At 63.8% G+C, this 13232-nt stretch carries 14 protein-coding genes; 7 read left to right on the top strand and 7 right to left on the bottom strand.

All coding sequences use genetic code 11. The annotated features are described in order from the left end of the window. Window positions 1–217: 217 nt before the first annotated feature. The 3 genes from BST12_RS15055 to BST12_RS15050 are packed head-to-tail and all read left to right on the top strand — an operon-like array spanning window position 218 to window position 1518. Complete coding sequence (locus BST12_RS15055) at window positions 218–799, top strand: SRPBCC family protein (RefSeq protein WP_372511068.1); 582 nt, start codon at window positions 218–220, stop codon at window positions 797–799. Next, the gene (locus BST12_RS34875) at window positions 792–920 is read left to right on the top strand and encodes a hypothetical protein (protein WP_372511069.1); all 129 of its coding nucleotides are present in this window, start codon (window positions 792–794) and stop codon (window positions 918–920) included. The genes BST12_RS15055 and BST12_RS34875 overlap by 8 nt, the downstream gene beginning before the upstream one ends. Beyond that, complete coding sequence (locus tag BST12_RS15050; protein ID WP_425437397.1) at window positions 904–1518, top strand: CBS domain-containing protein; 615 nt, start codon at window positions 904–906, stop codon at window positions 1516–1518. The genes BST12_RS34875 and BST12_RS15050 overlap by 17 nt, the downstream gene beginning before the upstream one ends. Here the strand turns inward: BST12_RS15050 and BST12_RS15045 are convergent. From BST12_RS15045 to acsA, 7 genes are all read right to left on the bottom strand, one after another. Continuing rightward, the gene (locus BST12_RS15045; protein ID WP_139801697.1) at window positions 1488–1937 is read right to left on the bottom strand and encodes a hypothetical protein; all 450 of its coding nucleotides are present in this window, start codon (window positions 1935–1937) and stop codon (window positions 1488–1490) included. The two genes, BST12_RS15050 and BST12_RS15045, sit on opposite strands and share 31 nt — an antisense overlap. Window positions 1938–2014: 77 nt before the next feature. Then, window positions 2015–2461 carry a pyridoxamine 5'-phosphate oxidase family protein gene (locus tag BST12_RS15040; protein ID WP_372511070.1) on the bottom strand — a complete coding sequence of 149 codons (447 nt, stop codon included), beginning with the start codon at window positions 2459–2461 and terminating at the stop codon, window positions 2015–2017. 68 nt (window positions 2462–2529) lie between these two features. Then, a complete protein-coding gene (locus tag BST12_RS15035) occupies window positions 2530–2793 on the bottom strand; it encodes an acyl carrier protein (RefSeq protein WP_083113921.1) in 264 nt (87 codons plus the stop codon). 6 nt (window positions 2794–2799) lie between these two features. Then, on the bottom strand, window positions 2800–4005 hold the full coding sequence (locus tag BST12_RS15030; RefSeq protein WP_083113920.1) for a dihydrolipoamide acetyltransferase family protein: 1206 nt from the start codon (window positions 4003–4005) through the stop codon (window positions 2800–2802). Continuing rightward, window positions 4002–4979: an alpha-ketoacid dehydrogenase subunit beta gene (locus tag BST12_RS15025; RefSeq protein WP_083113919.1), complete on the bottom strand. Its 978-nt coding sequence runs from the start codon at window positions 4977–4979 to the stop codon at window positions 4002–4004. The genes BST12_RS15030 and BST12_RS15025 overlap by 4 nt, the downstream gene beginning before the upstream one ends. Continuing rightward, a complete protein-coding gene (pdhA, locus tag BST12_RS15020) occupies window positions 4976–5989 on the bottom strand; it encodes a pyruvate dehydrogenase (acetyl-transferring) E1 component subunit alpha (RefSeq protein WP_083113918.1) in 1014 nt (337 codons plus the stop codon). The genes BST12_RS15025 and pdhA overlap by 4 nt, the downstream gene beginning before the upstream one ends. Next, complete coding sequence (gene acsA / locus BST12_RS15015) at window positions 5986–7782, bottom strand: acetate--CoA ligase (protein ID WP_083113917.1); 1797 nt, start codon at window positions 7780–7782, stop codon at window positions 5986–5988. The genes pdhA and acsA overlap by 4 nt, the downstream gene beginning before the upstream one ends. Before the next feature lie 200 nt (window positions 7783–7982). Here acsA and BST12_RS15010 point away from each other — a divergent pair, with 200 nt between their 5' ends. From BST12_RS15010 to BST12_RS14995, 4 genes are read left to right on the top strand one after another with little or no spacing between them, the layout of a single operon-like run. Further along, window positions 7983–8585: a hypothetical protein gene (locus BST12_RS15010; RefSeq protein WP_083113916.1), complete on the top strand. Its 603-nt coding sequence runs from the start codon at window positions 7983–7985 to the stop codon at window positions 8583–8585. A gap of 12 nt (window positions 8586–8597) precedes the next feature. Next, window positions 8598–9470: a universal stress protein gene (locus tag BST12_RS15005; protein ID WP_245850321.1), complete on the top strand. Its 873-nt coding sequence runs from the start codon at window positions 8598–8600 to the stop codon at window positions 9468–9470. 37 nt (window positions 9471–9507) lie between these two features. Then, window positions 9508–10491: an Acg family FMN-binding oxidoreductase gene (locus tag BST12_RS15000; protein WP_083113915.1), complete on the top strand. Its 984-nt coding sequence runs from the start codon at window positions 9508–9510 to the stop codon at window positions 10489–10491. Next, entirely contained in the window at window positions 10484–13048 is a 2565-nt protein-coding gene (locus tag BST12_RS14995) for a cation-translocating P-type ATPase (protein ID WP_083113914.1), read from the top strand. The genes BST12_RS15000 and BST12_RS14995 overlap by 8 nt, the downstream gene beginning before the upstream one ends. The last annotated feature ends 184 nt before the right edge of the window (window positions 13049–13232 follow it).

Raw genomic sequence — 13232 nt, 5'->3', positions numbered from 1 at the left:
CACCTCCGAGTTCGCTCGTGCGCTTCACTATCCGCGGTGACGGCAGCGGCCGATAGTGCCGTAAGTCCCAAACCTGATGTCGGACTTACCAGCCGGCGATTGCCGGGGCGCTCGAGGTGGGCACAAAGGGGGTACCGCCAAGGACCAATGACCCTCGCGAAGGGCGCAACCCCCGACGCAGACTGGGGCCATGGCCAAAATCAGGCGCATCGCTGAAGTGACCGCGCTGCTCACCGTTCTCTATTGCGCGCGAGAGTATTACCGCAATTGGGGCGCGACCAAGGCGGAATACCGGATGCAGCTGCCCGGCGATGCACTGGTCGGCGATCCGGCGATTCAAACGACCGAGGCGGTCAATATCGACGCGCCTGCGGCCGTGGTCTGGCGCAGGCTGCTGCAAGCGGGCCAGGGCAGCGGTGGTGATCGGGAACCTGCGATTGGTGACGTCGTGCGGCTGTGGCCGCAAGGCCGGCTGGGGCTGGCGGATGAGCTGGAGTTCACGGTTGTCGACATCGTGGCAGAGGATCACCTCGTGCTCAATGTCTTGCACGCGGACCTGCGCTGGAATGCGGTGTTGTCGATCCATCTGCAGCCACACTGGCAAGACCGGGTACGGCTTCTGGTCCGGGCCCGAATCGCCTTGCGCTACCCGGGGGAAGTGATTGCCTTGGAAATGCTCAGGCCGTTGACCGCACTGGGAACGCGCGCATTGATGCTGGGTGTCAAGCAGCAGTCGGAGCGCCGAGCGCAGGGAAACTCCTTGGCTGCCAATGCGGTTCGGAGGTTCGACGGTGCGTGAGGCCATCCCGGTGGGACGAATCGCCGGGTTTACGGTAAAAGTCCACTGGAGCGTGGTGGTGATCCTGTGGTTGTTCACCTGGAGCCTGGCAACGACCCTGCCCCGTGACGTGGCCGCCTGACAGAGCACGCGCCGCCGTCGGCGCTGCCCACGCCGGGCGGGTGGTCGCACTCATCCTGATCACCCTGGGGCTGGTTGAGTTTCTGGCGGGCGCCTACGTCGGTGGCATCTGGCTGGCGTTCATCGGCTGGTTCATCTTCGCCGCCGCGCGCGAGGAGGAGATTCAGGCAACAAATCAGGAGCTCTTTGCCGGAGTTCGCGTCGGCGACGCGATGACCGCCCGACCGCATACCGCCCCCGGCTGGATTACCGTGGCAGATTTCATCCGGCGTTACCTGCTGGGCGATCGGCATTCGTCGTATCCCGTCACCGAGCGGGACGGGTCGATCATGGGTTTGGTCACGCTGAAGCAGCTGCGCGATCTTGCGCCCGGTCAACGGGATGCGACCACCGTTCGCCAGATCGCTCTGCCACTGAGCGAGGTGCCGACCGCGGCACCCCAGGAGCCGCTCGGCGCGTTGCTGCAGCGGATGGCGCCGGTCGGTCCGCGCAGCCGTGCCCTGGTCATGGACGGTGGTGAGGTAGTCGGCATCGTTACGTCCGGCGATGTGGCGCGGCTGGTCGATGTCTACCTGCTGGCCCGGCCGGCTAACCGTTGAGAAGGCCCACCGCTGCGGGGCGTTTCGGCCTGTGCCACTGGCTGATTCGGTTCCGGGCGCCAGCCGACGAAGGTCAGCCAAAGCCCGACCAGGCCGATCGAGATCTCGACACCCACCCAGAGGGGAGTCAGTTCGAATGCGGCTTCAGTGGCCGACATGAAGGCTTGCGGGAAGGTCATGAGCAACACCGCGCGCAATACGAGGAGCCAGCCCACCACAGACACCGTGATCGCCGCCGCACCGTGCCAGTACTGGTGCAGCGCGACGATGACAAGGGCGGCCAGAAGCATGAGCGCGCCTGTTATCCACGGCCACGGGGTGCTGGCTTCGAAGTCGGAAAGCAGGGTCCGCATATCCGGGCGCGCGACTGTCGTCGCGGTGGCGATGACAAAGAACGGGCCGAGAACGCGAGCCAACATCCGCGTCCGTAGCTGTTGCTGCGCGCTGCTCATTTGCCCTACTTCCGTTGCTGTTTGGCAGGCGTGAAGCTCACGGGTCAGGCGTCGATCGACTTCCCAGTCGGCGCCGGGCTGAATTGGAAGCGCCGGCCGGTGACCATCTCGGGGCGGATCCGCACATAGTGCGATTTCTCGTAGCCCGTCCATGGCAGTACCTGGGCACGATCGGCCTTCTCGATCTCTTCGTCGGTACGAAGTGTGCGTGCGGTTCCTTTGACGACGACGCTCCAGCCCTCGGCGACGTTGTGGTCGTCGACCTCGAACACCACGTAGTTGTTGATCGCGGCGCTGACCAGCTTGGTGCCTTCGGCGGTGCGAAACAGAATCGTCCGGCCCTGGACCGCGTAGTTGACCGGGAAAATGTCGGGCCGGCCGTCGACGCTGGTCACCAGCCGTCCCAGTGTCCTACCCGCCAGCAGATCCCAGCACTCCTGCGCCGGCAGGATCGTGACGCCATCTTCGTTCGGCATGTTCATAGTGACCATCCTATTGTCGAAGGCTGGAAAAATCGGTGGCCAAAAGTCCCGCCGGACAGGGACCAAAGTTACGTTCGCTATTGAGGTTCGACGCCGGCGGAGCGTTTCCTATCGGCGTAGCTCACCACATCGGCCAGCGTGCGCAGCGTCGCGTAATCCGATTCCGGTATGTCGATGTGCAGGCGCTTGTGAATTCCGCGCAAGAAGTTGAGCCAGTCCATGGAATCCAGATCGACTTGATCGCGCAGCAGCATGTCGTCCTCGATCTCATCGGATTCGACTTCCGGAGCAATGCTTTGCAGTACGGACAAAATCACGTCGCGCGTGTCGTTTTCAGTCATGGCACATCACTTTTCTAGCAGGTCGGGTTGCTGTAGTAGTTCGTTGATTGCGGTGAGGAACAGGGCGCCGCGATGACCGTCGCTTGCCCGGTGGTCGGCGGCGAGGGTGGCCTGCACGGTAGTGACCACTCGGATACCGCCGTCGATGACACACACCCGTGGAGCCGGCTGGCCGAATCCGACGAGAGCCACCTGAGGCGGGTAGATGACGCCGAAGACGGTGTCGACGCCCTTGTCGCCCAGGTTGGTAACCGTGATGGTCGGGTCGGACATCTCCGAGCTGCGCAGCGAGAAGGAGCGTGCCCGCGCGACCAGATCGGTGAGGTCGTCCATCAACTCGTCGAGCTTCTTGTCCGGAACATCATGAATAGCCGGCGCCACGAGCCCGCCGCCGCGCAACGAGATTGCTACGCCCACATGGACTTTGGTAGCCGGCTCGAAGCCGTCTTCGCGCCAGAATCCGTTGAACTCACCGAACCGCTGTGCTGCGACGCCGACGGCTTTCAGCAACAGGGCGGCGGGCAATACCCGTTCGTCGATGGAGCGCTGCGCGTTTCGCGCACTCAGCCACGTCAACGAGTGCTCAAGGAGGATTTCATCGGCCAGGTAGTAGTGCGGAATCTCCCGCTTGGACCGACTCATCGCCGCCGCGATCGACTTTCGCATCTGGGCGGCGCGCTCAGCCGGCGACGACTTCGACTTCGGCTTGGCGGCCGGTTGCTCAGCAGAGGCGGCCGCATGCTCGACGTCGCTGATGGTGACCGCTCCTTGCGGCCCGGAGCCGGTAACGCCCGCAATGTCGACGCGGAGACTTTGAGCCAGGCGGCGGGCAGCCGGTGAGACCCAGCGACGCCGCCGTGCGGCCGTCGTGGGAGCGGCTTTCGCCGGCTCCTCGGGCGCTCCTGTCGCGCCTGTCGTTGTCGTAGCCTTCTTCGCCGGGCCGGTGCGCTGGGCGGGAGGCTTGGCGACCGCCTCGCCGGCTCCGGTCAGCGTGGCCAATACCGTTCCCACTTGGACGGTTTCACCGACGGGCACGATCAGTTCGCTGACCGTTCCCTCTTGCCAGCATTCGATCTCGACTGCGGCCTTGGTGGTGTCGACGACTGCCACTATTTGGCCCCGCGCCACCTTGTCGCCGGGTTTCACCAGCCATTCGACCAAGGTGCCTTCGTCCATATCGGAACCCAGTGAGGGCATGGTGAACTCGATCATTGCCGGTCTCCGAATAGTCCATGCACGGTGGCCACGATATCGGCGGCCTGCGGCAGAGCCGCCTGCTCCAGGTGTTTGGCATAGGGCATCGGCACTTCGGTGCTGCACACGCGGGCAACCGGCGCGTCCAGCTCGTAAAAAGCGCCCTCCATTATTCGAGCCATGATCTCGGCCGCCAGGCTCCCGCTGCGCCACGCTTCGTCGATTACGACGGCGCGGTGTGTTTTGGCGACCGATTCCAGAATGGTGCCCTCGTCAAGCGGTCGCAGCACGCGCAGATCGATTACCTCGCAATCGATCCCGGCCAGCGACAGCTCGTTGGCGGCGTCGAGTGCTTTGGGGAGCGATCCGCCGTAGGCCACCACGGTCACGTCGGCGCCGGTGCGGCGGATCGCTGCCCGAGAGATATCGGTAGGGGATAGAGCATCGATGTCGCAGGAGGTGTTGTAGAGCTGAACGTGTTCGAAGATCACCACCGGGTCGGGGTCGGCCAATGCCGGGCCGAGCATGCCGTATGCGTCCTCGACGGTGGCCGGAGACAGCACCTTGATGCCGGGTATGTGCGCGTACCACGGCTCCAGACTGTGCGAATGCTGCGCGGCGAGCTGGCGTCCGGCGCCGGTGGCCATCCGGACGACGAGGGGGACCGAGAACTGCCCGCCGGACATATGACGCAGGGCCGCAGCGGTATTGACGATCTGATCGAGTGCCAGCAGGCTGAAGTTCACCGTCATCACTTCGACGATCGGACGGAGTCCGTTGAGAGACGCACCGATTCCGACACCGACGAAGCCCAGTTCCGACAGCGGGGTGTCGCGCACCCGTTCCGGACCGAACTCCTCGAGTAGTCCCTTGGACGCCGCATATGTGCCGCCGTAGCGTCCGACGTCCTCACCCATGAGAACGACACGTTCGTCCTCGCGCAGGGCATCGCGGATCGCGTCGTGTACTGCGGTTCGATAGGTGGTTTTCATCGTGCCGGCTCCGGTGTCGGTTGTTCGAGCGTATTCCATTCGTCGCAAGGGGAGGGCGTCATCACGTCGCGCTCGAGATCGGCTGTGTCCTCCCATGTCCCCGCCTCGGCATACGCCACGGCGGACTGGATCTCTTCGGCCGCAGCATCTTCGATGCCACGCACGTCGTCTTCGGACATCGTGCCGTCCAGCAGGCACTGCTTGATGAACGACTGGATCGGATCGCGCTCGCGCCACCGCTCGACCTCGGCCTTGTCCCGGTACAGCTCCGGGTCGAACATCGAATGCGCCCGGAACCGGTAGGTGCGGAACTCGAGGAAGAAGGGCCCACCGGTGCTGCGGACGTGCTCGGCACCCTGCTGGGCGGCGGCATGGCAGGCCTGGACATCCATTCCGTCGACAGCCAGCGTCGGAATCCGGTATGCCGCCGCTTTGAGGGTGAGATCGGTCTGCGACTGTGCCCGGTCCAATGCGGTTCCCATCGCGTAAAGGTTGTTCTCACAACAGAACAGCACCGGCAAGTGCCACAGGACAGCCATGTTCAAGGACTCGTGAAATGCGCCCTCGGCCACCGCGCCGTCACCGAAATAGCATGCGGTGACCCGGCGACGCTGAAGCATTGCGTCGGCGAGTGCAATTCCTACCGCCAATGGCAGGCCGCCGGCGACGATCGCGTTGCCACCGTAGAAGCGCCTGGACGCATCGAATAGGTGCATCGACCCGCCACGTCCGCGTGAGCAGCCTTCCTGTTTGCCGTACATCTCGGCCATGATCGAAGTCATCGGGATACCACGCAAGAGTGCATGCGCGTGCTCACGGTATGTCGCCACGACCGCGTCATCGTCGGTGAGCGCACTCAGTGAGCCTGCGGCGACGGCTTCCTCTCCGACATACAGATGCAAAAATCCGCGAATCTTCGCTGCGCTGTAGAGCTCTGCGCACTTTTCCTCCATGCGGCGCACGCGAACCATATCCGACATGAGTTCGTGCGCAAGCTTGGCATCGGTCATGACGGAACTCCCTCGGCCTGGTGATTAACGTGCTGCTCGATCGTGGAGGTATCGCCTTCGGGCAGCCCCAGTTCGCGTGCCTTCAATAGCCGCCGCATGATCTTGCCGCTACTGGTGTGCGGCAACGACTCGACGAACTCGATCTCCTTGGGCGCCACCGCCGCTCCGAGGCGCTTGCGTGCGTGACCGAGCAACTGCAGCCGCAGCTCTTCGTCGCAGACGACACCGTCTTTGAGGGTGACGAAGGCCTTGACCAGCTCGCCGACGGTGGGATCAGGTTTGCCGATCACCGCGGCTTCGGCCACTGCCGGATGATCGGTGAGTGCGCTTTCGACTTCGAAGGGGCCGATGAGGTGTCCCGCGGACTTGATCACGTCGTCTTTGCGTCCGACGAACCAGAAGTACCCGTCGGCGTCTTTCTTGGCCAGGTCTCCGGTCAGGTAAAGCCCGTTTTCGAAGCACCTCTGGTAGCGCTCCTCGGCATCCAGATAGCTGCGAAACATGGAGGGCCAGCCCGGTTTGATCGCGAGTTCGCCCTCGACCCCGGGTTCGTCGACGACCGTCGAGGTGCCATCATCGTTGTGCCGCACGATATATGCGTCCACCCCGGGCAGCGGCCGGCCCATCGACCCGGGCTTGATGTCGAACGCCGGGGTATTGGCGATCATGATGCCACCGGTCTCCGTCTGCCACCAGTTGTCGTGAATTGGCAAGCCCAACACCCGTTTTCCCCACCACACCGCTTCGGGATTGAGTGGCTCGCCGACACTGGCGATGAAACGAAGGCGCGGGAACTGGTAGTGCGACGGCAGTTCGGATCCCGTTTTGATCAGCATCCTGATCGCGGTGGGGGCCGTGTACCACACCGAAACACCTTGGTCCTGCAAAATCGCATACCACCGTTCGGCATCGAACTCCGCCTCGTCGAGGATGGAGGTGACCCCGTGCAGCAGCGGACTGATGATGCCGTACGACGTTCCGGTGACCCAGCCGGGATCGGCTGTGCACCAATAGGTGTCGTCGGGATGCAAGTCGAGCGCATACAAGCCGGTCATGTAATGCATTGCGACCGCGCCGTGTACGTGTAAGGCGCCTTTCGGCGTGCCGGTGGTGCCGCTGGTGAAGTGCAACAGCGCCGGATCATCGGCGGTGGTGGGTTCGATCGGTGTGTTCGTCTCGGCCGCGTTCATCCAATGCCAGAAGTTCAGCGTTCCGGACGGCTGGCCGTCGGTCTTGTCCTCGATGATCAGCACGTATCGCAGCGACGGTAATCGGTTGCGTACCTTGGCGATCTTGCGGTCGTAAAGCGCCTTGGTGGTTACCAGGACATCGGCTTGCCCGATGTTCACCCTGGTCGCAATCGGCTCCGGGCCGAAGGCCGAGAACAACGGAGAGACGACGCAGCCGTTTCGCAGCGCTCCCAGCACGGTGATGTAGAGCTCGGGGATGCGGCCCATGAGTGTGAAGACGCGGTTGCCCTTGCTGACGCCCAGCGAACGCAGCACGCTCGAGAATTGTTTGGTGAGACGGTCGAGTTCGCCGTAGCTGAGATCTCGGGTGGCGATCGCACCGTCCCAGCCCTTGTCGGTGATAAACCTCAGCGCGGTGCGTTTCGCGGCCGGTCCCATCGCATGCCGTTCCACGGCGGCATAAGCGATATTGCACTTGCCGGCTCCCATGCCTTCGCACAATGCCGGCACATCAGACCAGTCGAACAGCGCCCGCGTCTGCTGATAGTCGGTGAGGTTCGGCCGCACGCGGCGGTCGTGAGCTGTCTTTCGGATGAGTTCCATTAGGGGTCCTAACGGCGTGGCCGGCGGTTCACTGCCTTTGCAGTCGCCGGGAGACCTTCATCGTTTTCCGCGCACTCGGTGCCGCAATAGAGACGAAAGTCATCAGTCGCGGCGGGCGAGGGTTCCTTGGGACCAAAGACTCGTACCTTGCGGCCCAACGACCCTGTCGCCACCGGTGGAGGTTCCATACGGTCGGCGTTATGCGGAGCACGCACACCGATCTACAGTTCGGGCCCGAAAGCCGCTATCCAGAAGACGGGCCGGGGATGGGCGGGAACTTGCTCTCACCCGCGCCCCGGGCGCGACGCTGGCGCAAGTGGCTCGCAGTGACAGTGGCGGTCGTGTTGATCTGTCTGGTCGTCGGCGCTGTCGCGGGCATTATTACGGCAAGAGAGACCAAGCGCGCGGCTTCGTCGCATCCGGTGAGCGCGGCGGTGACGCCGCTGCAGGAATGGTGGCTGCGGGCCAGCGACGACTTCACCGAGGTGCAGCGTGCGTCCGTGGATGTGGTACGCGCCGCGCGGATCGGCTTTCCCGAGGCTTTGGAGCCGGCATGTCTGCACCTGCACGACGCCGCGGAGGTCAAACTGCAGTCCCGGTTGCCTTCGCCCGACTCGGAGCTGACGGCCGAGCTGCGGGGGGCCATCGAAGATTTTCATTCGGCCGCGCACATGTGTCTGTCCACCCTTGCCGGGGCGAAGACCAATTACCACAGCGAGTTCGTCGCCTACCTGTTTCTGGCGGATCGGCAGATGACCGCGGCTCAGGAGCGGATCAACAAGACCTTGATGCGAAGTGCGTGAGGTGGCCCGGAAATGGCTGTGAATGAATCACTTTCGCCGTCCGTCGTCGTCGGCATCGATGGCTCGCGGACGGCAATCCAGGCGGCATTGTGGGCGGTCGATGAAGCGGTGAGCCGCGACTTACCTTTGCGCCTGGTTTATGCGATCGAACCGGACGATACGCCGCAGAACCGCGTGGAACGGGCGGCCCGCAAACTGTCCATCGCAGAAAACGCGGTTCGCTATGTCTCGATGGCCGTCGAGGCCGAGGAGAAGCCGGTCAAGATCGAAGTCGAGATCGACCAGGAGTTCCCGATCGTGTCGTTGATCCGGGCTTCGGCGTCTGCTGCCATGGTGTGCGTCGGTGCCGTCGGCCTGCACCACTTCCGGCCGGAGCGGGCGGGTTCAACCGCGACCGCGCTTGCGGCATCGGCGCATTGCCCGGTGGCCATCATTCGCGGCCATGGAGGTCACGAGGCGCGTGATGGCCAGTGGATCGTCGTCGACGCATACGGGTCGGTCGACAACGATGCGGTGATGGGTGCAGCGATTCAGGAAGCGCGGCTGCGCCAGTTGCCCCTTCGGGTAGTGGTGAGCTACCGCCACGGGTCGGGCGGTGGCTTCGGCGCGCAAGTCGGCAGCGAGGACGGCGATCACCAGATGCTATGCCACTTGGACCGCCGCCTGGCGCGGTGGCGGCGGCACTACCCGGACGTCGGCATCGATGCCGCGGTGTGGCATGGCACCTTGCTCGACTACCTGTCCGAGCACCGGCGAACGGTGCGGTTGGTCGTTGTCGGCATTCGCAACCGCGAGCAGCTAGAGCAACTGGTGGGGCCGACGGGCAATGCGGTGCTGCACAACGCGGACTGCTCGGTGCTGGTCGTGGATCGTCAACATCTGTGAGCGGTGCTGAGAGCAGACAGCGGGAGGGGCGTGAGCAATGACTCGAACGATGGTGGATACCGAAGTCATCAGTAAGGCACTGGAATTGGCGTGCCGAGCTCCTTCTCTGCACAACAGTCAGCCCTGGCGGTGGATCGTTGCACACACCAGTGTGGACCTGTTCGCTGACCCGCACCGAATCGTGAGCGAAGCCGACAGCTCGGGCCGCGAAGCGATCATCAGCTGCGGGGCAGTACTGGACCACTTCAGGGTCGCCATGGCCGCGGCCGGCTGGGACTGCCAGGTCGACTACCTGCCCAACCCGAACAATCGTGATCATCTCGCCGCGATCGACTTCGCACACCTGGACTCCGTCGCCGAGGCCCGGCGCGACCGAGCCAAGGCGATTTCGCAGCGCCGCACCGATCGGCGTCCGTTTCGCGCACCGAAGGACTGGTCGTCATTCGAGCCATTGCTCTTCAGTTGCTACGACAGCGAATTGGCCGCACTCGAAGTTCTGCCTGACGAGGTGCGCCCGCAACTCGCGGCGGCGTCGCTTCTCGCTGAGTCGCTACGCCGGTACGACGACGAATATCAGCACGAATTGACTTGGTGGACTGAACCTTCCAGAGAGTCTGACGGGATACCGCACAGCGCATTGCTATCGGAGTCACAGGCCCGCCGGGTCGATGTGCAGCGCCGGTTTCCGCCCAGGTGGTACCAGGAGCGCGGTGCCTCCAGCGGGCAAGACGAGGCGAAGATCCTCTTGCTCACCACGCCCGCCGACACGCGTATGGATGCGTTGAACTGCGGCCAGGCGCTCTCTTCGGTCCTGTTGGAGTGCACCATGGCCGGACTGGCAACCTGCCCGGTATCGCACCTCACCGAGGTGAAGAACAGCCGCGACATGGTGCGGCAGCTCATACGCGCCACCGAAGCGATGCCTCAGGTCTTGATCCGGGTCGGTATCGAGCTTTCCGGCAAGAGCCGGCAGCCGACGCCGCGGCGGCCGCTCAGCGATGTAGTGGAGATTCATCGTTAGCGCTCAGAATGCCTGTCCTGAAACGGGACTCACGTCACGTGAAGCGGCACGCCGACGCGAGGTATATGGACCCAACGAGCTGCCGGCGGCCGGCCCCCAACGACGCCTGGCCGGGTTGCTGCGGCAGTTCAGCCATCCGTTGGCGCTGCTGCTGTGGCTGGCAGCTGTTCTTGCGCTGGTGTCGGGCTCAATGGTGTTGGGGATCGCCATTTTCGCCGTCATCGTGCTCAACGCGCTGGTGGCCTTCTTCCAGGAACAGCACGCTGAGCACGCCGTCGAGGCGCTGAGCGCGTATCTGCCCCAACGGGCCTGGATTCAGCGCGACGGCCATCGTGTTCAGGTCCTAGCGCGCGAACTGGTTCCCGGCGACGTGTTGTTCATCGACGAAGGCGAGCGCATTTCGGCCGACGTGCGCCTCATTAAGGGGAGCGTAGAAGTCGACATGTCGGCGCTCACCGGAGAGTCGACACCGGTCGAACGCAGCGCCGGCGATGCCGGCGAATCCCAGCGTCCGCTCGACTCAAAGGTGTTGGTATTCAGCGGAACAACGTGTGTTGCCGGATCGGCTGTCGGGATCGTCCGCAACACCGGCAGCCACACCGAACTGGGCCGGATCGCCACGCTGTCGCGGCAAGTGCGCTCCGACATGAGCCCGCTGGAGCGTCAGGTTCGGCGAGTGGCGTGGATGATCGCCGGCGTTGCGATCGCGGTGGGGCTGTTGTTCCTACCCCTGGGCTTTTTCGCCGGTCTCAGCCTTGGCGCCGCGTTCTTATTCGCCATCGGGTTACTGGTGGCCAATGTTCCCGAGGGGCTGCTGCCCACCATCACGCTGGCGCTGGCCGCCGGTGCGCGCTCGCTGGCCCGCGTTGGCGCTGTGGTGAAACGGCTGTCGTCGGTCGAGACACTGGGATGCACCGCGGTCATTTGCACCGACAAGACCGGCACGCTGACCGAGAACAAGATGCGAGTGGTCGAGGTCGAACCCGTCGGCGCCAGCGAGCCGTTGCTGATCGCGGCGGCGCTTTGCACCACCGCCACCTACGACGGCGATCGGATGGGGGATCCTACCGAGATAGCACTTCTCGACCACGCCGCTTCATCGGGGTTGTCGATCGACGTAGCACAGCGGGATAACCAGCGCCTCAAGCTGTTTCGTTTCGAACCTCAACTCATGCGCATGTCGACACTCGACGGGGTGGCCGAGCGAAAGGTCCTGCATACCAAAGGGGCGCCCGAACAAGTCCTGCCGCGTTGCACCTTGGCGCCCGAGGCCGGCCGACGTTGGCAACAGCGAGTCGACGGCATGACCGAACGTGGACTGCGGGTGCTCGCGATCGCCAGCCGCGACTTGACAACCGAAAGTCCCGATCTCGCCCGGGAGCAGGCCGAAGACCAGCTCAATCTCCTTGGGCTGATTGGCATGCTGGACCCGCCGCGACCCGAAGTCCTTGCGGCGGTGAATGAGTGCCACAGCGCGGGGATCCGCGTGCATGTGGTGACCGGGGACAACGGCCGTACCGCCGCCGAGATCGCACGTCAGGTCGGCATCAACGCCCAGCAGGTGATTGACGGCGAGAAACTTGACCAGATGAGCGAGCGCGAGCTCGACGAACTGCTTACCAGCGGAGACGAGATCATCTTCGCTCGGGTGCTGCCAGAGGCCAAGCTGCGCATCGCCGATGCGCTGCATCAGTTGGGTTTGGTGGTGGCGATGACTGGTGACGGCGTGAACGACGCACCGGCGCTGCGTCGCGCCGACATCGGTGTCGCCATGGGCCGCAGCGGGACTGACGTCGCCCGCGAGGCGGCCATGGTGGTCATCACCGACGATAATTTCGCGACGATCGGAGCAGGCATTCGCGAAGGGCGACGAGTTTTCGCGAACGTTCGAAAGTTCGTGATGTATATCTTCGCCCACGCGGTGCCCGAGGTCGTACCGTTTCTCGTCTTCGCACTTTCCGGTGGCGCCGTCCCGCTGCCACTGACCGTGGTGCAGATCCTTGCGGTGGATCTGGGCACCGAGACGCTGCCGGCTCTGGCGTTGGGCCGCGAACCGGCCGAGGCGGGTTTGATGGAACAGCCACCACGCTCGCAATCGGAGAATGTCATCACTCGCCGCTTGCTCTGGCGGGCCTGGGGATTGATGGGAACGGTCTCGGCGGTGGCGGTCATGGCCGCATTTCTGGCGGTGCTGCTGCACGGCGGCTGGCATCCGGCAGCTCCCACCGGAGTGGGAACACCGTTGCATCGAACGTATTTGCAGGCGACGACGATGTCCTTCGCGGCGATTGTGGCGTGTCAGGTCGGCACGGCGCTGGCATCGCGAACGGCGTGGGCATCGCTGAAGTCGGTTGGTTTCATGACCAATCGACTCGTGTTGAGCGGCATTGCGTTCGAGTTGATCTTTGCCGCCGCAGTGATCTACCTGCCCCCGTTGCAATGTGTCTTCGATACCGCGGCTCCCGATCCATGGATGCTGCTCATGCTGGTGCCTATGCCATGGGCCGTCTGGGGCGTCGACGAGATCTACCGCTGGCGGTTGCGGCGGCAAAGGTGACTTCTGACCCTATTGGCGAGCCGCCTATCGCCGAAACAATGGTTCTGACCAGAGTTTTCAAAGCGTATCTGGGCGCAGGGAAGTGATATGACAGTCAGCCTAGGTGGACCGTTGACATTGACTGATTTCGATATTGATGCAATTGCGTGCCAATTTCTCAGATCCGCATACGCCGATAAAACCT

The organism is Mycobacterium angelicum (assembly GCF_002086155.1).
In the GTDB taxonomy this organism is placed as follows: Bacteria; Actinomycetota; Actinomycetes; order Mycobacteriales; family Mycobacteriaceae; genus Mycobacterium; species Mycobacterium angelicum.
Note: the sequence above shows the minus strand (reverse complement) of the source record. Positions and strands in the feature narration are given on the sequence as shown.

Bases quoted from the DNA above. Each gene is read 5' to 3' on its own strand.
- BST12_RS15045 (WP_139801697.1), bottom strand. From the start codon at position 1,937: ATGTTGGCTCGCGTTCTCGGCCCGTTCTTTGTCATCGCCACCGCGACG.
- BST12_RS15035 (WP_083113921.1), bottom strand. From the start codon at position 2,793: ATGACTGAAAACGACACGCGCGACGTGATTTTGTCCGTACTGCAAAGC.
- BST12_RS15025 (WP_083113919.1), bottom strand. From the start codon at position 4,979: ATGAAAACCACCTATCGAACCGCAGTACACGACGCGATCCGCGATGCC.
- BST12_RS15005 (WP_245850321.1), top strand. From the start codon at position 8,598: ATGGCTGTGAATGAATCACTTTCGCCGTCCGTCGTCGTCGGCATCGAT.
- BST12_RS15030 (WP_083113920.1), bottom strand. From the start codon at position 4,005: ATGATCGAGTTCACCATGCCCTCACTGGGTTCCGATATGGACGAAGGC.
- BST12_RS15010 (WP_083113916.1), top strand. From the start codon at position 7,983: ATGCGGAGCACGCACACCGATCTACAGTTCGGGCCCGAAAGCCGCTAT.
- pdhA (WP_083113918.1), bottom strand. From the start codon at position 5,989: ATGACCGATGCCAAGCTTGCGCACGAACTCATGTCGGATATGGTTCGC.
- acsA (WP_083113917.1), bottom strand. From the start codon at position 7,782: ATGGAACTCATCCGAAAGACAGCTCACGACCGCCGCGTGCGGCCGAAC.
- BST12_RS15000 (WP_083113915.1), top strand. From the start codon at position 9,508: ATGACTCGAACGATGGTGGATACCGAAGTCATCAGTAAGGCACTGGAA.
- BST12_RS15040 (WP_372511070.1), bottom strand. From the start codon at position 2,461: ATGGTCACTATGAACATGCCGAACGAAGATGGCGTCACGATCCTGCCG.